We start from the raw sequence: 23102 nt of genomic DNA on the forward strand, positions 1-23102 counted from the left end.
ATTTTTGGGGGGTAGCTTAATGCTACCCTACATCTTTTTACAAACTATGGACAAAAAAAGAACCATATTATCTGTTGACGATTCACCAATTAATAATAAATTAATTGAAGCTTACTTTAGACGAGACTATACTGTCATTTCAAAAGAAGGAGGCCAACAAGCTCTTGATTGGCTAAACGATAACATTCCTGATGTTATACTTCTTGACATTATGATGCCGGTTATGGACGGAATAGAAGTTCTGGAAAAAATCCAAGCAGTAGAAAGATTGAAAGAGATTCCAGTAATTATGGTTTCGGCTAAAACCGAAATGGATTCTATCAAAGCTACATTGAATCTTGGTGCTCAAGACTATGTGAAAAAACCAATTGACTTTACTGAACTTCAAACCAAGGTGTTAATTGCTTTTCAAATTAATGAGCAAAAGCAAGAAATTTCGAAATACAAATCATATTACGACATTCACCAAGGAATGATTCACGCTGGTAGAATTCAAAGATCTATTCTTCCTGATGCGGAAAATTTTAGAAGATTATTCTCTAAATCCTTTATTCTAAATCTTCCTAAACATGTTGTAAGTGGTGATTTTTATTGGATTCAACAGAATTTCAACAGGAAAAATATTGGCTTATTTGATTGTACTGGACATGGAGTGCCCGCTGCAATGCTGACAATAATGGGACAAATGGAACTGCATACTCTTTCTCAAAATGGAAATGAGCTTCATGCAGAACATGTATTCCCGCTCCTAAGTAAAAAATTCAGTCGCATTCTAAACACATCGGGCGACACTTACACACAATACGATGGAATGGATGGACTCTTTTGCTCTATCTACTCTCAAGAAAATGTATTGGAATTTTGTGGGGCCAAAAGAGCATTAGTTATCCTTAGAAAAACATCAGAGCCACTAAAATGCGACAATCAGTTGATTACAGCTAAAGACAGCAACGATGAATATTCCCTGTTCGAGGTTCCTGGCAATCGTCATTCAATCAGTAAAGAGTCAGAATTTGCTGAATTCACAACAAAAAAGATTGAAATACAAAATGGAGACAGAATTTTCTTATATTCCGATGGAATCACTGATCAACTTGGTGGACAACAGCAAAAAACCATCAAAAAGAAACAGTTCTATGAAAAACTGCTAAAAATACAGGGCAAATCAATTAATCTGCAAAAATCAGATATCTTTAATTGGTTTGAAAGCTGGAAAGAAAATAATGAGCAAACCGATGATATCTTGATTATTGGAATTGAACTTTAAAACTCCCCTTCGTTGGGAAAAAATTCTTTCTTAAAATTAACCAAAAACAGCTTATCGGTGGCACGTGTAACTGCTGTGTATAACCATCGGTAATATTCAGGAGTTAACAATTCATCTGTAAGATATCCCTGATCAATAAATACAGATTTCCATTGTCCCCCCTGAGCTTTGTGACAGGTGACAGCATAAGAAAATTTCACTTGCAGAGCATTAAAAAATTTATTGTCCCGGACTTTTTCATAGCGTTTCTTCTTCGATCGAATGTCCGCATAATCTTCCGCAATTTTAAAAAAGAGTTTCTTATTTTCTTCATAACCAAGCGATGCACTCTCGATATCCAGAGTATCCAATAGAATTAAAGTGTCAATCTCAACATCCTTATAGTCGGGAAAACGAATGGTAATTTCGGCATAACGAAAACCATACATCTCTGTATACCTGTGTATCCTCACAATTTCCACAATATCGCCATTGGCAATAAAATCCATATCTTTAATATCCTTAGCCCAAAAATAGTTGTTCTTAACCACCATTAAATAGTCTCCGTTGGAAATCTCTTCCTCCCGATACAATACTGTATTTCGAATTCCTTGATTGAATTTATTAGCTCTTTTATTAGATCGACTGATTACAATGGTTTCCTCCAATCCAAATTCAGAATGAGCATTGGAGATTTCATCTATCAATTCCGCACCACCGATTCTTTTTATATCAGGGAAATTTTCTGTAGCCAAAGCTGGAAAGCCGGTTCTTTCATCGTTTAACATGGCTCTTAAACTAGTTGCATTCATTAAAATTCCTGACTCCTGATTTTGTCGAACCACCTGAGTTAATACTACCTCCTGAACCGAAACATTATAAGATGATTCCAACTCCTCTGGATCAAGAGCAGGACTTATGTCGAGTCCAATGGGTGGCAACTGAGCGGTATCACCTATTAAAATCAATCGACAATTTTTCGCTGAAAAAACATACTGCATCAAATCATCGAGCAATCGTCCCGATCCAAAAACCGATGCTTCAGCCGAGTAGTTTGAAATCATAGAAGCCTCATCAACTAAAAAAACAGTATTTGGAGTTAAATTTCTATCCATAGCAAACACCCCAAATTCGTCGCTAAGTGATTTTTGTCGATAAATTTTTTTATGAATTGTAAAAGCCGACTTTTTAGAATAATGAGAAAGAACTTTAGCCGCTCTTCCCGTAGGAGCCAGAAGAACAGTATTTAGTTTCATTCTATCTAAAACAGTCACCAAAGCACTTACTAAAGTGGTTTTTCCTGTACCAGCATACCCCTTCAATAGAAATACTCCATCTCCCTCATTACTAGTCACATATTCCGACAAGCCGTTTATTGCTCTTTGCTGATCGTCCGTTGGATCGAAATTTAGGCAATCCTTTATCATTGAAGCAATATGATTTTTTAACATTTCTGATAATTTTATGGGCTAGAAAAATAGCCAAATAGATTTTTTTTTTAAATTTGCATTCAAACTTACACAAACTAATAAGAATAAAATGAAAAAAGTCTTTCAAATCGTACTTGCCATTGCCATTGTTGCACTTGCTTATTTGAGCTACCAAAGCATTATGAAACCTATTGAATTTGGTAAAATCAAAAATCAAAGATACGATAGAATAATTGAACAGTTGAAAGATATCCGTAAGGCTCAAGGTGCGTACAAAGACGTTTATGGTAAATATACCGGAAGTTTTGATACTTTAATTCAATTCATCAAAACTGATTCAATGCCTTTGGTTAAATCAATTGGATCGTTAACTGATGAGCAAGTTGAAGCTGGTATGACTGAAAAAGAAGCTGTTAAAAAAGGATTCATTACTCGTGATACTATTATGATTTCAGCTCTTGATACTGTTTTTGGAAAAGAATATCCAATTGAAAATTTGCGCTATGTTCCATTTACGAAAGGACAATATCAATTTAAATTGGGTTCTGGTGTTTTCGTAACAGGTTCTAATGTAAAAGTTCAAGTTTTTGAAGCAAGAGTATCGAATATGGATATCTTTGCAGACATTATGGATGAATATCGTGAAGAAATCCTTGAAGAAAACGGTAATCGTAAACGTTTAAATAAATATCCTGGACTTATGGTTGGATCGCTTGAGGAAGCAAACAACAATGCCGGTAACTGGGAATAATTATACAATTGATTTATGGACGAACTTGTATTTGTTGATTCAACATTTGATACAAACAAAACAAAAGAATACACTCTATCCATCCAGCTTGGCCTGGATGGATTTTCTTTTTCTATAGTGAATAAACTTAAGAAATGCATTGCATTGAATCGCTTTATTTCTTTTCAAAAGAGTAGTGATAATCAACCTCTTGCATCCTTCACCGAAATAGTTAGAAACAACAAAATCTTAAATCTAGATTTCGAGGAAATCCTTCTTCAATGGATATCTAATAAACAATTAATTATTCCCTCTGATTTTTTCAGCGAAGATTTCGCTTACGAGAGTTTTCAACTATCCCACAGTTTGGCCGAAAATGAAAGCCTGCTTTGGAATGAAATTTCAGAATTAAATGCCTGGCTTGTTTTCTCAATGCCAAATGACATCAAAGAGTTTGTTCATTCCCACTTTAGCGCTTGCCAGCTATTTCATCATAGTTTTCCTTTTTATAGAAAAGCTTTGAGTCAAAAACCTGCTGAAGTTCATCCTCCAGTGTATGTAAATATTCAAAACAATTTTTTCCATGTCATCATACCCGATCGCAACGGAAAACATTTTATAAATACATTTAGCTATACTGCCGATTCCGATTTAGCCTACTACATTCTCAATATCTATAAACAACAAAAATTGAATAATGAGAGAAGTAAGCTGATTGTAGATGGTTTCATTCAGAAAGACAGTAAAGTGATTTTATTGCTGAAAAAATACTTAGGGCAGGTTGAACTTAAAACACTTCCCTTGGAGTATCAGGTAAACAATCAAATTACACCAAAGGAATACAACCAATTCATTAACCTTTTAAATTTATCCAAGTGCGAATAGTCAGTGGAACTCATAAAGGAAGAAGAATCAGTCCGGATAAAAATTTTAAGGCTCGTCCAACAACCGATTTTGCAAAGGAAAACCTCTTTAATGTACTAAACAACATCATCGATTTCGAGGATTTAAATGTTTTGGACCTTTTTAGTGGTACCGGAGGCATTAGCTATGAATTTGCCTCTAGAGGAGCTAAAAGAGTCATGAGTGTTGAAAAAAATCACAGTCACTTCTCCTTCATCCAAAAAACCATTCAAGAATTAAAATTCGAACAAATTCAGGTCATTAAATCTGATGTTTTTAGATTCCTAAGAAATTACAGTCAAAAGTTTGATGTGATTTTTGCCGATCCTCCCTTCGACATGAAATCCTTCGAAACGATTCCTAAACTAGTTTTCGAAAAAGAACTACTCAGCGAAAATGGCATTTTAATTCTGGAACACGGTTCTACAAATGATTTTGGCACTCATCCCAACTTCATCGAGAAAAGAAGCTATGGAAGTGTAAACTTCACTTTCTTTAAGAAGCACAAAGAACAAGAATAAATCTTTCTAAAAAAAATGCTTTTTTTTTAGATCCGTAACACGCTCAAAACCCCTGTTTTACTACCACAAAGAAGAATTATGAACAAAAAAAAAAGAGCCAGATATTGCAAGTAAGAAAACTTGCATTATCTTTGCATCGCAATCAAAAAAAGGTTTGGTAGTTCAGTTGGTTAGAATACATGCCTGTCACGCATGGGGTCGCGAGTTCGAGTCTCGTCCAGACCGCTAAAAAGAAAAAGTTCTTTGCACTATTTTTGATTTGTATTTCTTTTTTTTAAGGAAATTTAATATATTTTGGTTTGGTAGTTCAGTTGGTTAGAATACATGCCTGTCACGCATGGGGTCGCGAGTTCGAGTCTCGTCCAGACCGCCAAAAATAGAGTTTTGAATTGACACTCTTAAAAAAAAACAAATCGTTGAATATTTTGGTCTGGTAGTTCAGTTGGTTAGAATACATGCCTGTCACGCATGGGGTCGCGAGTTCGAGTCTCGTCCAGACCGCCAAAAGTAGAGTTTTGATTTGATACTCTTAAAAGAAACAAATCGTTGAATATTTTGGTTTGGTAGTTCAGTTGGTTAGAATACATGCCTGTCACGCATGGGGTCGCGAGTTCGAGTCTCGTCCAGACCGCCAAAATAGTAGAAGCCTTTGATTCTTTTGAGTCGAAGGCTTTTTTACTTCTCACAAAAACTGAAAAATACCAACGCATTTTTAGAAGCTCTCCTGCAATAAAAACACAACAAAAACACAATCCATATAAAACGGAATATTGGGATAGAGAAGCTCTAAAAATAGCTGCAAACTTTCCAAAATACCTAATACAGATTTGTGGCTCACTAATTCTGTTCACATCTAGTTTTAAAATAAATCTCTTTTCAATGAAAAATGAGAAAACGATTCTTTTTTGCTTTAGCAGATCATATCAAGCCAAGAGTTAAAAAAGAAGACAAGATTCGCAAAAACTTGGTCGCAAACACAAATTCAGTCAATTAAAATTCCTAAATTACTGATCAACAAACTAAAACATAGATTATGCAACAGGAAATATTTAATCGACTTTGGAAAGAATATACCGCGCAAAATCCTTCAGCACAGCATATTCATAACCTATTCACTAAAGAAAATGAAAATGTAATTAACGATCATGTAGCCTTTCGTACTTTTGATGATCCCAGAATGAACATTCAGGTTATCGCCAAAAAATTTCTGAAGGCTGGCTACCAATACGCAGGAGAATATGTATTTGAAGATAAACACCTAAAGGCAGTTCATCTGGAACATACAGATGAGAAAAATGCACCTAGGGTATTCATATCAGAATTACTCCTTTCTGAATTTTCGAAAGAATTTCAAGCAACAATTAAAAAAAGACTGAATTCAGTTGGGAATGCCTATTATGCCGATCCTGATTTAATTTACAAAGGAAGTGTATGGGGAAAGCCTGTCTACGCTGATTACCAATTACTACGAAAAGAATCGGAATATGGAGCATGGCTATATGTGCATGGATTTAGAGCAAATCACTTTACAGTAAGTATAAACGCTCTGCAAAAATTCAATAGCATTGAAATGGTGAATCAGTTTATCACAGACAATGGTTTTGAAATGAATTCTTCGGGCGGAAAAATTAAAGGAAGTCCCGAGAAATTACTCCAACAATCCTCTACCCTTTCAGAGCTCATAAAACTTGAATTTGAAGAAGGAATTTTCGAGATTCCAGCTTGTTTTTATGAATTTGCCATTCGCTATGCCGATGAAAATGGGGAATTGTTCTCTGGATTTATAGCAGCCAATGCCAATAAAATTTTTGACAGTAGCAATTTCAGAGAAAAAATAAACTAAACATATTCCTGGTTTTATTTGCCCGTCCAAACAAATTTGTTTGGACGGGCTTTTCTGTAATTATCTTTCTATTATTGATATAAACTTTTAACTTTACCCTTCCATTGAACTCAAATACAAAACGTGAAAAATATTGCAAGCCTACTCGTACTATTTTCGATTCTAATTTTATCCTGTACTACCAAGAAAAATAAAATAGCCCTAGAAATTGGCGTTTCCAAACAACTTGCCAACTACAGAAAAGAAAATATTTCCAGTTTGGAATACCAAGTCTATTTTGATATTCCTGAAGACAAAACAGAAGCTATTTTAGCGATTAATCTGATCCGTTTTAGCTTACAAAAAAATGATCAGGATTTACAAATTGATTTTCGAGAAAATGCTCAATTGATTCGCAAGGTAATTTGTAATGGCAGAAACTCTGATTATCGGTTTGAAATGGAGCACTTGATTATCCCCAAAAAAGAATTAATAAAAGGCGATAATCAAATTAAGATTGAATTTGTTGCTGGAAACAGTTCATTGAACCGTAACGATGAATTTTTGTACACTCTTTTTGTTCCCGATAGGGCAAGAACAGTCTTTCCTTGTTTCGATCAGCCCGATCTAAAAGCAAACTTTCAACTCAAACTAAGAATTCCAATATCCTGGAAAGCAATGGGAAATGCAGAAATTACATCTGTAAAGAAAGAAGAGGAGAAAAGCACATATACATTCGCAAAAACAAAGGCATTGCCTACCTATTTATTCTCATTTGTAGCTGGAAAATTCGACACCATTAGTCGTGAACGAAACGGACACAAGCACATCCTATATCATCGCGAAAGCGACCCTAAAAAACTAGCACAAAATACCGATGAAATTTTTCGCTTACTGTTTCAGTCTCTCGATTGGCTTGAGGAATATACGCAAATTCCCTACGCGTTTGGAAAATATGATCTTGTTGCCATCCCCTCTTTTCAGTATGGTGGAATGGAGCATACTGGTGCAACTCTTTATAAGGCTTCCTCACTTTTTTTAGATGAACATGCTACTCAAAGCAAATTATTAAGTCGTGCTAATCTGATTGCACATGAAACTTCGCACATGTGGTTTGGCGATTTGGTGACGATGAAATGGTTCGATCAAGTATGGTTAAAAGAGGTATTTGCCAATTTTATGGCCGATAAAATTACCAATCCAAGCTTTCCGGAACTAAATCACAAGCTAAAATTTGAGATGGCTCATTTTCCAAGTTCCTATAGCGTTGATCGTACCTCTGGAACCAACCCGATTAATCAGCAACTGGAAAATTTAAAAGATGCTGGCTCGGTTTATGGCAGTATTATTTACCACAAGTCGCCCATTGTAATGGATATGTTGGAAAAGATTACTGGTGAACAAAAACTACAAAATGGCTTACAAAACTATCTTAAAACCTACGCTTATAGCAATGCTAGCTGGGAAGATTTAATTGAAATTCTTGACAAAAACAGTTCTGTTAATTTAAAAGAATGGAGCAAAATATGGGTTGATAAGGCCGGAAGGCCAAAAATTACAAGTGAATTAAAAATTGAAGATGGGAAAATTACTAAGCTAAGCATCGTACAGAAAGATGTAAATGGAAATGAGGGACATTGGTCTCAGAAGCTAAATATAATCCTAGGATATGCAGATAAAACAATTTCTTTACCTGTAAATATAGACCAGCCTATAACTCTTATTTCTGATGCAAAGGGCTTGGATACTCCTGAATATTTGATCCCAAATGGAAGCGGAAATGGCTACGGCTATTTTAAACTCGATGAAAAATCGAAGACTTATTTACTTCATCACATCGATCGGGTGAAGGATGATTTGCAAAGAGGGATTGCTTGGATTAACTTATATGAGAATCTTCGAGAAGGAGACCTAAATCCTTTGGCCTTTGTTCAAGCTTTGCAAACACATCTTGATGGTGAGAAGAATAACTTGATTTTAGAGCGAATGCTAAAATATTTGCGAACTTCATACTGGCAAGATCTAACAAAAGATGAAAGAACCCAAATTGGTTCATCGCTAGAAGAAAGTTTGTACCTACAACTCAATACCGAAACGGATATGAGTAAAAAGTCGAGTCTTTTTTCATGTTTGTCAGACATTACCCAAAGCGAGAACAATTTAAAACACATGTACAAAATATGGAAGCAAGAAATTGCCATTGGTGGGTTGAGTTTATCAGAAAGCAAATCCATTGCATTGGCCTGCGATTTGGCCATTAAAATACCAGAAAAAGCCAATGAGATTGTAGCAACACAAATAGAACGAATTAAAAATCCAGATCGAAAAAAAAGAATGCTATTTGTGGCTCCTGCCTTATCGCCCAACGAAGAAATTCGCAAGCAATTTTTTACAAGTTTAAAACAAAAAGACCAAAGGGAACACGAACCTTGGGTTTGTGAAGGACTACGTTATCTAAATCATCCCTTACGCGAGCAAGAAGCTCTTACCTATTTGCCACAATGCTTGGAATTACTTCAGGAAATTCAGATTACTGGCGACATTTTTTTCCCTTACAATTGGTTGAGTGCATCCTATTCTGGTCTTTCCTCTATAGAAGCTGGCGATATCACCCGTCAATTTCTACAAGACAAACCCAATTACCCAGAAAATTTAAAATTGAAAATACTTCAAGCTGCTGATTTGGTACTTCGAAAGGAAAAAAACGAAAGACTAAAGGAAAAGGGCTAAAGAAATAAAAGTGGTAGTCCCATTAAACCCGCTACTTTTCATTTAAGCTTCCAGCTAAGAGCTTAACAAATAGAGTTTCATTTTTTTCGAAAATGTAATGCAGCTTGTCTGCTAATAGAAAAGAATGTACAATTTATGGAAAAACGAGTTAAAACTTTTGAATGACCAAAATCCCAGCTAAAATCAAAAGAACACCCCCAATACGAAACCAATTAATGGGCTGAACCGGAAGACCAAGCCAACCAAAATGATCTAATATGAGCGAGAAGCCCAACTGTCCGAAGATAATTAATCCGAAACTTAAAGCTGCACCCAAACGAGGCACCAAAATAATAATAAAGCTTACATAAATACAACCCAACAAACCACCAATCCAGGCATAAGCCGGTGCTTGTTTTACTGCCAACATTAGGTTGTTTGGAGTTCGGCTGCCAATAATTACCATCAACAAAATAAATGCGCCCACCATAAAATTGACTAAAGCAGCCATAAGCGGAGCTTTCAGAAAAGAGCCTAGCTTGGCATTTAAACTAGCTTGTAAAGGCAAAAGACTTCCCACAAGTAATGCCAATAGCATCAAAAAATATCTCATAAACTGGAATTTAATATGACTGTAAAAGTAGGTATTTAAGACTTTACAAATAACATGCTATTACATAAAAAAACTTCTCGATTAAAAAAAAGAGAAGTTCTACGATTTGTTAGTAAAGAAACAAACCTTAATTATACGATTCCATAATCGTTTTGTCCTCGGTCAATAATGGGGCACAAATCTTATCCATTTTCATGGATTTCCAACTTAAAAGTTTGTTGTGAGTAGTAAAATATTTCAGTGGAATAGGATGCGTACCAATTACAACTGGAATTTTATAACGAGTCTCTATGAACTCTTTGAATTGATTAATATAAGGACAAGGTGGATATCCAACAACTAGTCCTGTTGCTAGATGAATTACATCTACTCCATTTTTAATCATTTCTTCGGGGACATATTCAATATTTCCACCAGGACAACCCCCACAATTAGCAAAGCCAACCAAATCGAGATCTTCGCTTTTAGGATAAACTGCAAATCCGCCAACATTTTCCTTCATTGCTCTAAGGCATTTTCCCCCTGCACAATTAAGGTATCGTCCACAAATAATTATTCCAATTTTAGTCATTTCATCCTCCTTTTTTTAAAACTGATGTTCTGTCTACTTTCAAAAATCACCTAGGTTAAAATCAAATTCATTTTTGTATTCTTTTGCTAAATATTGATCCAACCATGCATAAAACAATCGAATATTCTTTTCTGATTTTTGGCCTTTTTCCATTTCAGCTATCAATGAATTTGCTTTACAAAAAATTTCCTCTTCTATCGGTTTAAGAAGCTGCATATACCCTGTTTTTTCCTGATTTACAAGTACAGAAAGATTCAAGTAGTTCCAACCTTTATCGTAGGTAAGAGGAAAACATTCCTCCTTAAACTTTAACGCAGCGGTGCAAATAGGCGATTTTAGATTGGAATCCATAACTGCTACTTTGGGTAATTGTTCGCCTGCTGATATCCAAGTAGGAATAGCAACCGAAGTCAAGGGAAAACCCAAAATTGTCCACATCATGGCATCTTTTTCATGATATTCATCCTTGGCACCTACGATCATTATAGCAGAAGCCGAGTAAATTCTTGGTATGTAATCAATGAAAAATTTGAACTCTGGCACGTCTCTTTTCGGAGGGATATCGGCCAATAAATCTGTATTTGTTAATGAATGGTACAAGTTTCTGGATACATGATTAAAAAGAAAGAGAGGAGTAATTTTCTGATCAGCAGCAGCTTTGTTTAGTGCAGCAGTAGCTGTATTGTATCTGCAATAGCCCATTCCACTTTCCTTAACACCGCTAATTGAATGATTGGTTCGTACTAAAATACCATTGGGTGCATTCGTTGGATCATTGGCATCAACTTTCATAAAACTATAGTTTCCTGTTTCATAAAATGCAGCTCCACCAAAAGCATCAATCACCCCAAAATTTGAATCCAAACCACTTGGTTTTGGGAGCTTATTCAGTAAGTTTTCGAAATCTTCTATTGTCTTACAAGTTTGTAAGGCTCGTTTCATTATTATGCCTTCCTGGTCGATGATCTTGGCTGTATCGCCAACATTGTTATTGTAGGCTGCAGAATTGATAATCGCAAAGCCAGTTTCATTGTAACCGCCCCAAACCATATCTTTCCAATCATCTGCACCATTTACAAGCCCCATGTAATCGTATTTCCCATCTTTAAAAAATGCCAATGAATTATTCATCTCTTTGGTATCCCTATTTTTAAAAAGCAATGGTTTTCCATCTGTGGTATGCTTTCCTGAAATAAGAAATGTTGTACAAGCAAATGTGTTGATAGGTAAAAAAGATAAAAGAATCAAAACACCTAATAAAACTGTGTTTCTTATTGTTTTAGTAATTATCATGAACGTTTTAATTTTCGGGTTTGTTTTGTGTTTTTTTGGTTATAAGATTTGTTTATTTATAAGCGGTTTTATATGCTGCTTTATCCTTGTCAGTACTTATAGAAAAGGATAGATTTTACTATTTATATCAATTAACCGAATTGAAGTCTCGGCAAAGCGCTTACCCAAAGTTACGTATCCTTCAGCAGACATATGTAAATCATTTATTATTTCATTTCCACCTCTATTGATACCATCATTAAGGTCATCTGTATTCACCCAATCAAAATGAGGATTCGATTCAGCTACTTTTACCTGAATATCCCTGATCATGGTCCAATGTAGATATTTTTCATTTGACATATCAAAATCACTTAATCTTCCAATAATAAAATTTACATCCTTAGTATTTAGGTCATCACATACCTGTTGGTATAGTCCAAGCAAGCTTTTTTCATAAACCTCTCCTAATTTCTCTTTGGCATCACGTTCTCCTTGCATCCAAACGAAAGTTACACTTGAAATTTTTTCATTTTTAATAGCAGTTTCAACTTTAATCAACAAGGAATCATACAAATCAGGCTGAGCCTTTGGTTCATCACCTTCGAGTGGTTTCCAGTTTTTATACCAACGTCTTATAGGCTGACCACCTAAAGCATCTTTCACTACAATCACATTATTTGCTCCAAATTTAGCTTCGACTGTAGGAGTAAATGATTCCTCAACTTTTAATCTCGCCATATTCGATTGACCCGAGAGTATGAATAGATGTTTTCCTTCTTGTTTAGATCCAAAATATAATATGATGAATAAACCCAGTAATAAAATTGTCTTTCCTTTCATTCCTTATAATAATATATACATGTATTTTATCTTTTCAAGAGAAATTGTAATACTCTTCTAGAATAAAGACTAAGCTCCAAATAATTACAATTTCTATATCTCCTACTTTTGGAGAACCATGAGGATTTTGAGTGTATTTTCTTCCCGAATCTACGAAACAATCATAGCTTAACAAAACATAGAAACCTCAAATTAGCCAATACCTAGATAAATCACCATTTTAAAGCTTATTAGAAATGTATTACGAACAATATAAGTAGTAAATACAGAACAAAAAAAGATGAATTTCACTCTAAAAAGAAAAAATGTTGTGAACAGAAAATACCTAAGTAAAAACTTCTAAAATGATTTTTTGCTAGAGCGCAGCCTTTTTCGTAAATTAAGTAAAGCATCATCCAATCAAAAATTTGGAAACAAGGTATCCATCTTTTTCAGTCCCTCTCAACAGCTTTATATTGAACCCGTTTTTTCATCCCACACAAAACAAAATACCATGAATATTTTCTCTATTTTAACAGTCATTCTTCTATTTTTTTTACTGTCTGGAATTCGTGTCATTTTTGAATACAAACGAGCCTTAAAGTTCCGATTTGGCAAATACATCAAAATTCTGCAACCCGGTCTTCGCTGGGTGATTCCCGTAGTCGAAACCATCAATATTGTCGACATTCGGGTAATCACCATCAATATCGATTCGCAGGAAGTTATGACCGAAGATAATGTACCCTGTAGTATCGATGGCGTAGTATTTTTTCAAATCAACGATCCCGAAAAGGCAGTTTTGGAGGTAGAAGAATACACTTTTGCTATCACACAATTGGCACAAGCTGCTTTACGCGATGTGTGTGGTAAGGTAGAATTGGATACCATTCTCTCCAAACGTGAGGAAATGGGAAAAAACATCAAAAGCATTGTAGAAAAAGAAACTGAAGTCTGGGGAATTGTCATTATTGATGTAAAGATAAAAGACATACAGTTGCCCGAAAACATGCGCCGAATGATGGCCAATCAGGCCGAAGCCGAACGATCAAGAAGAGCACGAATTATTTTGGCTACAGCAGAAGAGCAAGCTGCAGAAAGTTTGCTGGCCGCAGGAAAGCTCATCGATAAATCGCCATCGGCAATCAAACTTCGATTGTACCAAACACTGGCCAACATCGCTTCCGAAAAGAACTCGACCATTCTGTTCCCATTTCCAGAAGAGGTTTTACCACGACGCCAAAAAGAGGAGGATTAAGAACTGTTTATGCACATCTTATTGAGCAAATCAACAAATAAAATTTTGAGAATTACGAATTACCCTCGTCTAGAATTAATTGCCGTAATCCTAAGCGGCATACTAAAATACATCCTGATGGACCACTTGCAGATGCGTGCCTTTTACATTGCAGGCATCTGTATTTTTTGGGCTGCTTATATTCTGTTTAGATATTCTACCAATCGGGAGGTACTTAAACATTGGGGATTTACAAGAAGTAATTTTAAACGCTCTATAACCTTTCTGCTTCCGCTTGTTGTGTTAAGTATCACGGTTTCCCTGATTTATGGATACTTCAATCATTCCCTAACATTTACCTGGCACATTCTGCCCATTATTTGCCTGTATCCCATTTGGGGAATCGTTCAACAATATTTAATGCTCGGACTAATTACCAATAATCTGATTTCGTTGGTAAAACCTAGCATAAATAGATATATCCTTATTTTTTTGATCTCAGCACTTTTTGGTTTGGTACACTATACCAGTATCTTTTTAATGATTTTTGTTTTTGGAATGGAAGTCGTTTTTTTGCTGGCTTACTTTAAATGGAGAAACCTTTGGGCCATAGGTATTGCCCATGGATGGATTGGAAGTTTTTTGCTCTATTTTGTCCTTATGAGGGACCTTTGGGACGAACTATTCGCCTGGTTTTAAATGTGAAAGAATCTTTTTAAATCGACACCCTTTTTTAATCGGTAATGGACATAAAACAAAAGTCCTGAAATTGGAATCATGGATATTGACACAATAATACTCCATCTGATCTGAAACTGATGAATAAAATAGAGGGAAACAAAGCCATCAACACAAATTGAAAAAATACCAATTGCCAAAAATGCAATCGCCAAAATATTAAAGCCCACCTGTTTCGAGATACGAATCAACCCAATTACAAGCAATAACAAAAGATAAAACGAAAGTAAAATGGGAATTCCCAGTTTAATTCCCCATCCAACATTAGTGCTAAATAAATCCAATAAAATAAGAAGAAGCGAAGTTGAAACCAAACTTCCCAAAACCATGACCAACATTCGATGCCGCCAAAAGGTAAAAATGCTGATATTGGCAAGCACTGCCAACGAGGTTACAGTGCTATAACTCGACCAGGTAATGCTTTTATTCAAAAAAAGATTAATGGTTATAGTAACCAAAATACCCGATAAAAGAATGATGTTTGACAACTCCCAAAACAATTTTCGTTTCTGCACTTGGCTTAGCTTTTCGAAATCATCTATAATCTTATCCTTTTCCATGCTTTGCACAGATATGGATGACTCTGACTCTTCTGATTTTTCTCCAATGGATAAACCACACAAGGGACAAAAATTCATATTGTCATCCAATTCAACACCACATTTATTACAGTAATTCATCTCGCTGTTCATGATATGTATTTAAAATTTTCACCTTCACATTTTGCTGAACCAAAAATCGGAAGAATCTACGTTCAAATTCCTTTGAATTGCTAATGTTGCCAAAACTCAAAACCAGTTTATCCTTGTATCCTATTACACCACAATTTATCTTTACTTTTTTATTGGGTGGTGGCGGTGTTATTACAAAATAATTTATTTGATCGGCTATGGCATCGGGCACAAGTGTATTTCCCAAATTCGTCACCACTCCACTGTATTGATTGGCTCCTTCTGCATAATACTTTGCATACAAAACAAGGCTCTTCAGTAGAATCGGAATACTTCTCACAAAAACATTTCGTTCGCCACCAACATTACGCGATATAATTTTACTGATAAGCTTTTCATCGGTTTCCAACTCCATTTTATGGTGAACAATCTTTAGAATTTCGTCGAAAGAGTAAATCCCCAACCTAAAGTCCAGTTCAGGCATAACAAAGAGAGAAAAATTACGCATGGTTTTCGTTGGATAGATTTTCCGCAAATCTATAGGTACTTGAATTCTAGCAAATTTACGTCGCAACCTCTTTCCGTTAGCCTTACATTTATGAAAAATATCCTGAAGAACCAGCAGGTAAACTGCAATGAGATAAACGGTGATACTAACCGATTTTTCGCTTGATCTGGATTTTAGTTCTTGAATTGAAATCATGGCCAAAAGCACATCAAAACGAGGTTTGGGATTCAAATCAAAAGGCAAATGAAAAGATTTTGGCTGGCGAATCACATGAGGTATTTTTTCTTTGAAGTATCGATTGTAGGCATCTTCGAATTCTTCAGGACTCGCTTTGCTTGTATAAAATGGATCTATTTGTTCCTTAGGAATCACTCCTTTTTCCTTAAAATAGTAAATCAGGATGGCCTTCAGAAATTGCAGCAAACCAGCTCCATCGGTAAGAACATGAGAAAATTCAACACTAATTTCATTTTTACGAACCAAAATACGAAAGAGAAGCCTGTTTGAATCCTTACTGTTGAAAGCCTTACAGACTTGTCCATCATCACTTGTCACCTTAATAGGATCATCAATCTGCTCCAAATAATACCAAAAAAAGCCTTTTCGCAGACTCACTTTAAAATAAGGAAATCTTTTTTCGACCAATTCAATCGCCGAAAAAAGCTGTTTAATAGCGACTCTCTCGTTAAGAACTGCTGTAATTCGAGCCACTGTAGAATGTTCTTTTGTACGTATGGCTGGAAATATTTTTGCTGCATTATCAAGAGGTGCCCAAAAACTTAATTTTTTATCCATTACAAGAGTAAGTGTTTTAACGAAAATCCGTCTTTACATTTATCAAGTTACGAAAAAAAGGCAGTCCCCTTAGTATATTTCATAATTTGCGAAATATTCACACATTTCAATCCAAACACAAATCAAATTCAGTAAAGTCTAAATTAAAATATCGCTTACAATTGAGAGATCGTGTATCTCTGGAGCTTGCGAATTTATATTCTTACCTTTATAAATAGAGACTTTATACTTAAGATACTTTCCAATTACGATCATCCCATGAAAGCACTCCTAATTATTCTTTCGAGCACTTGGAAATTCGCAGCAACTTTTCCCCTTGCGGTCTATGTTTTTCAGATGTCATTTTTTGAAACCATCTTGTACACAAATATCGGAGGACTTATCGGCATCCTAATTTCTACTTTAGCTTCAAAAGGTCTAATCAAACTATTTAATGCTTATGGCTTAAAGTTGTTCAAGTCAAAAAAGAAAATCAAAAAAAAATTCAACAAACAAAATAGACGTTTGGTCATTTTAAAGAACAAGTACGGACTCGCTGGAATTGCGATCCTCACTCCTGTTCTTTTATCGATTCCAATAGGTGTATTTCTAAACACCAAATATTACGGACATAAAAAAATCAGCTATCTGTATTTGCTCATCTCTCAAATTACATGGTCGTTTGTTTATACCCTATTTTATACTGCAATAAAAGTTAGTATGTAAAACCACAAAAACAGCTGATTAATCTTTCTTCCCTCAAACCAATAAAAAAAGCTCCGGAAAGTATCCAGAGCCAAATACTAGTGTTAACTTATTTCTGAGCCAGACAAATTAAAAATAGAAAAGCCGTTCTTGAAAACGACTTTTTCACAACATTATCTGTATTCCCAAAATTGGAAATCTAACTTAGTTCACAAATACTTTAAATCCCCATGCTTTAAGAGACATTTCCTCTTCAGCAGTAAACCTGACATCTTCGCCATTAAAGTAATCCTTATAATCACCAGCGAATGCTTCCGACTGGAGTGTAAATTCCTGATCTTGTCCGCTAAGATTCAAAATAACCAAAACTTTATCGCCTTCGGCTTCACGCACAAATGCATATACTTTCTCGCTTTTATCGGAAGGAATACGCACGATTGCTCCTCCTTTTACCCCATTCTGAAGCGCTTTGTTCGAACTTTTCAGACTCAATAATTCGGTATAAAATGGCAGCAAGCTTTTGTTGCTCCAATCAATTGTATCCTTCTCGAAAAATTCCAATCGCTTGTTCAATCCAGCTTCCTGTCCACTATAAATTAATGGCATACCAGGCGAAGTAAAAGTGAGCACAGCAAAAGCATTCCCAGCATCTCCCATTCGCTCCTGAACGGTACCATTCCAAGAGTTCTCATCGTGATTGGTAATAAAATTCATGATGTAAGCATCCGCAGGAAACACTGTATCGATTTTGGCATAGTAGGCATCAATATCGTTCGCATTTTTCTCTCCTTGAGCAATCTCGTTCATCAAATGATGAAAATCCCAACCATAACACATATCAAATGCATTTTGAACCAATTCAGCACCGCCATCCTCGGCTAACATGAATACTGGTTTTACAGAATCTAAATCTTCACGAGCCTGTTCCCAAAAATCAGTAGGAACCATTCCTGCAACATCGCAACGGAAACCGTCCACATCAGCATTTTCAATCCAGTATTTTAATGAACCAATCATGTATTCACGTAGACCTTCATTGTCGTAATTTAGATCTGCAGTATCAGTCCAATCTGTTCCCTCCGGAATTACCACGTCACCAACTTCATTTCTTGTATAATAATCCGGATGTTCAGTCATTAACACATTGTCCCAACCTGTATGATTCGCTACCCAATCCAGAATCACATGCATGCCCATTTCGTGAGCTTTGTCAACCATTTTTTTCAAATCCTCCATGGTTCCGAACTCTGGATTTACAGCACGATAATCTGCTACAGCATAGTAACTTCCCATGCTTCCTTTGCGCATTTTTTCCGAAATAGGAAAAATCGGCATTACCCAAAGAATATCCACGCCCATTTCTTTCAACCGAGGCATATGTTCAATAAAAGCACTAATGGTTCCCTCGGGTGTATACTGGCGAATGTTGACTTCATAAATGTTCGCATTTCGAGTCCACGCAAGAGGTTTTTCAATTTTAACTTCTTCAGCAACAGCTTTTTCAACTGGCTTATTTTGACAACCTACCAACATTCCTGTTAGTACAGCCATGCTCAAAATAATCTGATTAATTTTTTTCATTTCAGTTATTTAATATGATTAGTTTTCAAATTAACTACGAAGGTCTCATAGGAATTCACTAAGACATTCAAAGAAATCCTTGGGACACTTTGTGTTGATATTAGATCCTACAACAACTCCAACAGTACGATATCGTATTGCGTATCCAGACTCACTTTTCCCTTCTTCACTTTCGTGATTTTTCCAGAATAAGCATCGCGCAATTGCGTTCCATTTTTAAGTTCCGGAATCGCCAATTCTTTTTTACCCTTTAGCAAATCCATTCCTACAAATACCTGATCTTGAAAATCAGCATTGCTAAAAGTCCGGCTAAACAAGTAAGGCTTTTCGCTTATCATTTTATGAACACCAGCACCCACCGCAGGATGATTTCTACGAAACTGACCGAGTTTTTGCCAGTGTTTCAAAATTTGTTGCCTGCTTGTATCTGAAGCCAACTGATCCCAATTCATAAACGAACGCAAAGTTGCATCGCCAACCGTTCCTTCGATCACTAGCGATCGAGCTGTTTCGTCGCCATAGTAAACTTGAGAAGTTCCCGGACAAAGCAATAATTTATTGGCAGCTTCGAAACTTTTTTCTCTATTGGGATCGAAAGGCGATCCGTCGTCATGAGAAGAGAGGTAGTTTAAAACCCCATAACCGTTTAAATCACCATTTAAAATTTCGGAGTATTTCGAGAACAGTTGCTCACAACTAGATTGTGCATTATACTTGAACTCGAAGTTGATCAGCTCATTAAAACCATTGGCAAAATAATTCACTTGCTTATCGCCAAAATCATAGGTAAACTTACTGCTGATGTTGTATCCATACACCTCGCCAACGGAATAAAATTCATTATCATCCAACACCTTTTCGGGATGCTTCTTTTTCCACAGTTGAAATGCATATTCGCACTCTTTGCGAAAATCGGCCCAAACTGATTCGTCGGTATGTTTTACGGTATCCGAGCGATAGCCATCTATTCCAAATTCTATGATGTAATCGCACAACCATTTAATTAGGTAGTATTTTGGAGTTCGAGGATATCCCGTGCGAGTAAAAAAGGCATCCAGTTCCTCCATTTCCTGATCGTAACGACCTTCATTGTCCCATTTTTCGGCTAAACTAGCTGGAATTGCAACTTCTTGAGTACTTTCAGTCATGATATCTGGCAGATTATCCGTTAAGGTACATTCTGCAGTTGTTGCAAAGTTTTTATAGGTGCAAGTTGGCTCAATACGAACCCAATCTTTTTCCCAGGCAGGATCAACTTCCGTTGCGGGTCCCGTGTGATTAATCACCGCATCCATAACAATGCGAATACCATTGGCATGAGCCGTTTCCACCAATTCGGCCAAATCTTCCATTGTTCCAAAATTCGGATCCAAAGCCGTCCAGTCTTTGGCCCAGTAACCATGAAAACCGTAAGTATTTCCAGTTCCCTCGTCAACCGAACCATGAATCTGTTCCGTTACAGGCGTAAACCAAATGGCATTAATTCCCAAATCGGTAAAATAGCCTTCCTTTATTTTTTGAGTTATCCCCTTAATGTCGCCACCTTCGAAACCTCTTAGTTTACCGGTAGGCAATTCGCGCTCAAAATTCACATCATTATCGCTCGTTCCATTGTTAAATCGGTCGGTCAACAAAAAGTACAAGTTGGCTCCCTCCCACACAAAGGGTTTTTGGGCAGCTACCATTTCCTTTTCGGATGTTGCACATGCCGACAGTAAAAAAAGCAGTGCGACAAATAAACTGTATGCTAATTTCTTCATTATTTCGATTATTTTAGACGCTAATTTTATATGATTGGTTGTGGTTTTCGCTGCTTTCAAATCAAACAGCAAGAAAACCTATCGCAATTTTATTGTTATTGATTGATCTCCTAAAACTTGAACATCTCCCGAAAAACACACTGTTTTCAACTCTTTATCCCAAGTAAAATCGATGGCTTTTTTTCCTAAAAATATTTTCTTTGGTTTCTTGCTGATATTATGAATTGTCCAGTTGATAGCTTGCAAAGAAGATTCAAAATCACTTCCTACTTCGCTGTGAATCCTCAAATTCAGTTTCGATTTTGAGGAATTTGAAGTAAAAGAAATGAGTTCATATTCTCCTTTTTCAAAAGCCTCAGCCGTTACTCCATCATCGTCGTATAAATGTCCTTTGCTTTCAGCAATCGATTCATTGTAATAGTAATCCAAATTTAAATTCTTCAAAGAGTACGTCTTTGTGCTTTGCATTCCTGTAATTGTTGGAAGGAAAGAGCCTGCACGTACAAATACCGGAATATGATCTTCTTTCAAGGCTATAGAATACGTTTGTCCACCCTCATATTTCTGCTCAGAAACAAAATCGAACCATACCGATCCTTTTGGCATGTACACCTCTTTTTCTTTCAAACCAGCATCGGTAATTGTCGATACTAAAAAGGCATCTCCCCACAAGTAAGTATCCGAAACCGAGAGTAGCTCTTTATTTTCAGGTTCCTCGAAAAACAGGGGTCGCATCAAAGGAATTCCTGTTTGATTGTTATCGAATGCCAGCGTATAGATGTATGGCATTAACTGATAACGAAGTTCGATTGATTTTTTTGCCAGAGCTTTGGTTTTTGGCTCACGAAATACCGGTTCCGAGGCAACTGCCTCTTGTGCATGCGGACGAAAAATGGGTTGAAAAACGCCATATTGCAACCAGCGGGTATACAATTCATCATCCAAATTATCGCCTGCAAATCCCCCCAAATCGGAATGCATGTAAGCAATTCCCTGCAATCCCATTTGTAAAGAGATTTCGGTTTGCGGCTTCAATCCATCCCACGAGCGACTCACATCGCCTGTCCATGGCACCATGCCATAACGTTGCGAACCAACGGCTCCTGCCCTCATTAAAATAAAAGGACGTTGCTTGGAAAAATCTTTCTGGTATCCATCATGAATCATTTTGGCCCAATAGTGTCCGTAAATGTTATGAACCTCATCGGCCGATCCGTTGACATGTTGCAAAGCCGAAGGATGCACCTCAGGTTCACCCAAATCGCCCCACCAACCAGCAACGCCTTTGTTTGCTAAATTTTTATAAATATTCCAAAACCAATCTACTGCTTTGGGTTTAAATATGTCTACCAATCCGGTGTTACCGAAATAAAAATCGAAAGTGTAAGGATTCCCAATTGAATCGGTTCCAAGCACTTCTTCCTTTACAGCCTCATCCCATCGATTCGATGTGGTGAGAATAAAAGGTTCGGTAACCAGAACAGTTTTCACTCCTTTGGTATTAAAATCGGCAATCATTTTTTCCGCTGTAGGAAAAGAATCGCGATTGAAAGCCAAATTTCCCATTTCCCCTTTCATCTCTTTTCCAAACCAATACAAATCCAGAATAATTGCATCTACCGGAATGGAATCTTTCTTAAATTCATCAATTGTATTGCGGCATTCTTCTTCGGAATGATAACCAAAACGACTCGAAAAATTTCCAAAACTCCATCGTGGAAGCATGGGCTGTCGACCAGTTAAATTGGTCAGTTCATAAGTAATATCCTCCCATTTATCGGCAGCAATTACCTGATAAACTTTCCGTCCACTAATCGTTTCGTAACGCAGTGTATTGGTGTTTTCACTATCCAAATCGAGGTAACCAATAGGCGCATTATCAAAATTCACCGCATATTTTTTCGATGAAAGTACCAAAGGCATGGTGTAATTCATCAATTCGGAATGAGTTCCATATCCGTAATCAGCACGATTGTATAATTTCAAGCGATTTCCTCTACGATTCATTCCTAACACTCTTGCTCCACCTCCATATAAAACTTCATCTTTGTCGAGCGTAAAATCGATGTTCTCGCTACTATCCGTTTTCACATAACCTTCCTGTTCAGAAAGTAATGGCTTATTTTTGTAGCTGTAGCTGATTCCAAAAGGCGATTTGTGAACCTCTACACTAATTCCTGCCGATTGAAAAAGCAGGAGATTCTCTTTCTCAATTACTTTTGCCAGATCAGATTCAGGTTTCATTACCACAGCATGCGATTGGGACTGAAACACTTCCCCTTTGGGTACAAAAGCCGTTTCTACAATATTCGCATCGTAAAACTGAAATTGGTATTTTCCGTCCTGAGTAAGTACTTCAAGCTTGTCGCCATTGAGTTGATACGATTGATAAATCCGTTGACTGTTCTGAGCCAATGCTGAAAAAGAGGCAAGAGCAACAATCCAAAAAAGAGAAATCCGCAGAATAATTTTATTGTACATATTCAGAG

At 36.4% G+C, this 23102-nt stretch carries 19 protein-coding genes and 4 tRNA genes; 13 read left to right on the forward strand and 10 right to left on the reverse strand.

Annotation, left to right across the window (positions count from 1 at the left end; translation table 11 throughout):
* Nucleotides 1-46 precede the first annotated feature (46 nt).
* The gene (locus ABYT26_RS09365; RefSeq protein ID WP_372753180.1) at nt 47-1267 is read left to right on the forward strand and encodes a response regulator; all 1221 of its coding nucleotides are present in this window, start codon (nt 47-49) and stop codon (nt 1265-1267) included.
* Here ABYT26_RS09365 and ABYT26_RS09370 read toward each other — a convergent pair.
* Complete coding sequence (locus ABYT26_RS09370; protein WP_372753182.1) at nt 1264-2697, reverse strand: ATP-dependent RecD-like DNA helicase; 1434 nt, start codon at nt 2695-2697, stop codon at nt 1264-1266. The two genes, ABYT26_RS09365 and ABYT26_RS09370, sit on opposite strands and share 4 nt — an antisense overlap.
* Before the next feature lie 88 nt (nt 2698-2785).
* Between ABYT26_RS09370 and ABYT26_RS09375 the strand changes: the two genes are divergently transcribed.
* The 9 genes from ABYT26_RS09375 (at nt 2786) to ABYT26_RS09415 (ending at nt 9382) form a co-directional block, all read left to right on the forward strand.
* On the forward strand, nt 2786-3427 hold the full coding sequence (locus tag ABYT26_RS09375; protein ID WP_372753184.1) for a hypothetical protein: 642 nt from the start codon (nt 2786-2788) through the stop codon (nt 3425-3427).
* A gap of 15 nt (nt 3428-3442) precedes the next feature.
* Nucleotides 3443-4291, forward strand: coding sequence for a DUF3822 family protein (locus ABYT26_RS09380; protein ID WP_372753186.1), 849 nt, complete (start codon nt 3443-3445; stop codon nt 4289-4291).
* Nucleotides 4282-4830 (forward strand): 16S rRNA (guanine(966)-N(2))-methyltransferase RsmD, encoded by a 549-nt coding sequence (rsmD, locus tag ABYT26_RS09385; protein ID WP_372753188.1) that lies wholly within the window; start codon nt 4282-4284, stop codon nt 4828-4830. The genes ABYT26_RS09380 and rsmD overlap by 10 nt, the downstream gene beginning before the upstream one ends.
* Nucleotides 4831-4981: 151 nt before the next feature.
* Nucleotides 4982-5055: transfer RNA gene (locus ABYT26_RS09390), tRNA-Asp, on the forward strand.
* 71 nt (nt 5056-5126) lie between these two features.
* Nucleotides 5127-5203, forward strand: a tRNA-Asp gene (locus ABYT26_RS09395).
* A gap of 54 nt (nt 5204-5257) precedes the next feature.
* A tRNA-Asp gene (locus ABYT26_RS09400) sits at nt 5258-5334 on the forward strand.
* A gap of 53 nt (nt 5335-5387) precedes the next feature.
* A tRNA-Asp gene (locus ABYT26_RS09405) sits at nt 5388-5464 on the forward strand.
* A 399-nt stretch (nt 5465-5863) separates the two neighbouring features.
* The gene (locus ABYT26_RS09410) at nt 5864-6673 is read left to right on the forward strand and encodes a DUF1338 domain-containing protein (RefSeq protein WP_372753190.1); all 810 of its coding nucleotides are present in this window, start codon (nt 5864-5866) and stop codon (nt 6671-6673) included.
* A gap of 123 nt (nt 6674-6796) precedes the next feature.
* On the forward strand, nt 6797-9382 hold the full coding sequence (locus ABYT26_RS09415) for a M1 family metallopeptidase (protein ID WP_372753192.1): 2586 nt from the start codon (nt 6797-6799) through the stop codon (nt 9380-9382).
* Nucleotides 9383-9530: 148 nt separating this feature from the next.
* Here ABYT26_RS09415 and ABYT26_RS09420 read toward each other — a convergent pair whose 3' ends face one another.
* From ABYT26_RS09420 to ABYT26_RS09435, 4 genes are all read right to left on the reverse strand, one after another.
* Nucleotides 9531-9974, reverse strand: a complete 444-nt coding sequence (locus ABYT26_RS09420) for a DMT family transporter (RefSeq protein WP_372753194.1) — start codon at nt 9972-9974, stop codon at nt 9531-9533.
* Nucleotides 9975-10101: 127 nt separating this feature from the next.
* Entirely contained in the window at nt 10102-10545 is a 444-nt protein-coding gene (locus ABYT26_RS09425; RefSeq protein WP_372753196.1) for a CGGC domain-containing protein, read from the reverse strand.
* Nucleotides 10546-10584: 39 nt separating this feature from the next.
* Nucleotides 10585-11838 (reverse strand): carcinine hydrolase/isopenicillin-N N-acyltransferase family protein, encoded by a 1254-nt coding sequence (locus ABYT26_RS09430; RefSeq protein WP_372753198.1) that lies wholly within the window; start codon nt 11836-11838, stop codon nt 10585-10587.
* 96 nt (nt 11839-11934) lie between these two features.
* Nucleotides 11935-12660, reverse strand: a complete 726-nt coding sequence (locus tag ABYT26_RS09435; RefSeq protein WP_372753200.1) for a sialate O-acetylesterase — start codon at nt 12658-12660, stop codon at nt 11935-11937.
* A 493-nt stretch (nt 12661-13153) separates the two neighbouring features.
* Between ABYT26_RS09435 and ABYT26_RS09440 the strand changes: the two genes are divergently transcribed.
* Both ABYT26_RS09440 and ABYT26_RS09445 read left to right on the forward strand, forming a co-directional pair.
* Nucleotides 13154-13897 (forward strand): slipin family protein, encoded by a 744-nt coding sequence (locus ABYT26_RS09440; RefSeq protein ID WP_372753202.1) that lies wholly within the window; start codon nt 13154-13156, stop codon nt 13895-13897.
* Nucleotides 13898-13906: 9 nt separating this feature from the next.
* Nucleotides 13907-14575 carry a type II CAAX prenyl endopeptidase Rce1 family protein gene (locus tag ABYT26_RS09445; protein WP_372753204.1) on the forward strand — a complete coding sequence of 223 codons (669 nt, stop codon included), beginning with the start codon at nt 13907-13909 and terminating at the stop codon, nt 14573-14575.
* Here the strand turns inward: ABYT26_RS09445 and ABYT26_RS09450 are convergent.
* Both ABYT26_RS09450 and ABYT26_RS09455 read right to left on the reverse strand, forming a co-directional pair.
* Complete coding sequence (locus tag ABYT26_RS09450; RefSeq protein WP_372753206.1) at nt 14572-15306, reverse strand: DUF6320 domain-containing protein; 735 nt, start codon at nt 15304-15306, stop codon at nt 14572-14574. The genes ABYT26_RS09445 and ABYT26_RS09450 overlap by 4 nt on opposite strands.
* A complete protein-coding gene (locus ABYT26_RS09455; RefSeq protein ID WP_372753208.1) occupies nt 15281-16588 on the reverse strand; it encodes a hypothetical protein in 1308 nt (435 codons plus the stop codon). Before ABYT26_RS09455 ends, ABYT26_RS09450 begins: the two co-directional genes overlap by 26 nt.
* A gap of 258 nt (nt 16589-16846) precedes the next feature.
* Here ABYT26_RS09455 and ABYT26_RS09460 point away from each other — a divergent pair, with 258 nt between their 5' ends.
* A complete protein-coding gene (locus ABYT26_RS09460) occupies nt 16847-17293 on the forward strand; it encodes a hypothetical protein (RefSeq protein ID WP_372753210.1) in 447 nt (148 codons plus the stop codon).
* A gap of 183 nt (nt 17294-17476) precedes the next feature.
* Here the strand turns inward: ABYT26_RS09460 and ABYT26_RS09465 are convergent, their stop codons facing one another.
* From ABYT26_RS09465 to ABYT26_RS09475, 3 genes are all read right to left on the reverse strand, one after another.
* The gene (locus ABYT26_RS09465) at nt 17477-18853 is read right to left on the reverse strand and encodes an alpha-amylase family glycosyl hydrolase (protein ID WP_372753212.1); all 1377 of its coding nucleotides are present in this window, start codon (nt 18851-18853) and stop codon (nt 17477-17479) included.
* Between the two features lie 107 nt (nt 18854-18960).
* Nucleotides 18961-20613, reverse strand: coding sequence for an alpha-amylase family glycosyl hydrolase (locus ABYT26_RS09470; protein ID WP_372753214.1), 1653 nt, complete (start codon nt 20611-20613; stop codon nt 18961-18963).
* Nucleotides 20614-20691: 78 nt separating this feature from the next.
* A partial coding sequence (locus ABYT26_RS09475) for a TIM-barrel domain-containing protein (RefSeq protein WP_372753216.1) occupies nt 20692-23102 on the reverse strand: 2411 nt, incomplete at its 5' end.

The organism is Labilibaculum sp. (genome assembly GCF_041595635.1).
Classification (GTDB): domain Bacteria; phylum Bacteroidota; class Bacteroidia; order Bacteroidales; family Marinifilaceae; genus Labilibaculum.

What these genes read in the sequence shown, in the direction of transcription:
- ABYT26_RS09365 (WP_372753180.1), top strand. Translation starts at nt 47, where the DNA reads ATGGACAAAAAAAGAACCATATTATCTGTTGACGATTCACCAATTAAT.
- ABYT26_RS09370 (WP_372753182.1), bottom strand. Translation starts at nt 2,697, where the DNA reads ATGTTAAAAAATCATATTGCTTCAATGATAAAGGATTGCCTAAATTTC.
- ABYT26_RS09375 (WP_372753184.1), top strand. Translation starts at nt 2,786, where the DNA reads ATGAAAAAAGTCTTTCAAATCGTACTTGCCATTGCCATTGTTGCACTT.
- ABYT26_RS09380 (WP_372753186.1), top strand. Translation starts at nt 3,443, where the DNA reads ATGGACGAACTTGTATTTGTTGATTCAACATTTGATACAAACAAAACA.
- ABYT26_RS09410 (WP_372753190.1), top strand. Translation starts at nt 5,864, where the DNA reads ATGCAACAGGAAATATTTAATCGACTTTGGAAAGAATATACCGCGCAA.
- ABYT26_RS09420 (WP_372753194.1), bottom strand. Translation starts at nt 9,974, where the DNA reads ATGAGATATTTTTTGATGCTATTGGCATTACTTGTGGGAAGTCTTTTG.
- ABYT26_RS09425 (WP_372753196.1), bottom strand. Translation starts at nt 10,545, where the DNA reads ATGACTAAAATTGGAATAATTATTTGTGGACGATACCTTAATTGTGCA.
- ABYT26_RS09430 (WP_372753198.1), bottom strand. Translation starts at nt 11,838, where the DNA reads ATGATAATTACTAAAACAATAAGAAACACAGTTTTATTAGGTGTTTTG.
- ABYT26_RS09435 (WP_372753200.1), bottom strand. Translation starts at nt 12,660, where the DNA reads ATGAAAGGAAAGACAATTTTATTACTGGGTTTATTCATCATATTATAT.
- ABYT26_RS09440 (WP_372753202.1), top strand. Translation starts at nt 13,154, where the DNA reads ATGAATATTTTCTCTATTTTAACAGTCATTCTTCTATTTTTTTTACTG.
- ABYT26_RS09445 (WP_372753204.1), top strand. Translation starts at nt 13,907, where the DNA reads ATGCACATCTTATTGAGCAAATCAACAAATAAAATTTTGAGAATTACG.
- ABYT26_RS09450 (WP_372753206.1), bottom strand. Translation starts at nt 15,306, where the DNA reads ATGAACAGCGAGATGAATTACTGTAATAAATGTGGTGTTGAATTGGAT.
- ABYT26_RS09455 (WP_372753208.1), bottom strand. Translation starts at nt 16,588, where the DNA reads ATGGATAAAAAATTAAGTTTTTGGGCACCTCTTGATAATGCAGCAAAA.
- ABYT26_RS09460 (WP_372753210.1), top strand. Translation starts at nt 16,847, where the DNA reads ATGAAAGCACTCCTAATTATTCTTTCGAGCACTTGGAAATTCGCAGCA.
- ABYT26_RS09465 (WP_372753212.1), bottom strand. Translation starts at nt 18,853, where the DNA reads ATGAAAAAAATTAATCAGATTATTTTGAGCATGGCTGTACTAACAGGA.
- ABYT26_RS09470 (WP_372753214.1), bottom strand. Translation starts at nt 20,613, where the DNA reads ATGAAGAAATTAGCATACAGTTTATTTGTCGCACTGCTTTTTTTACTG.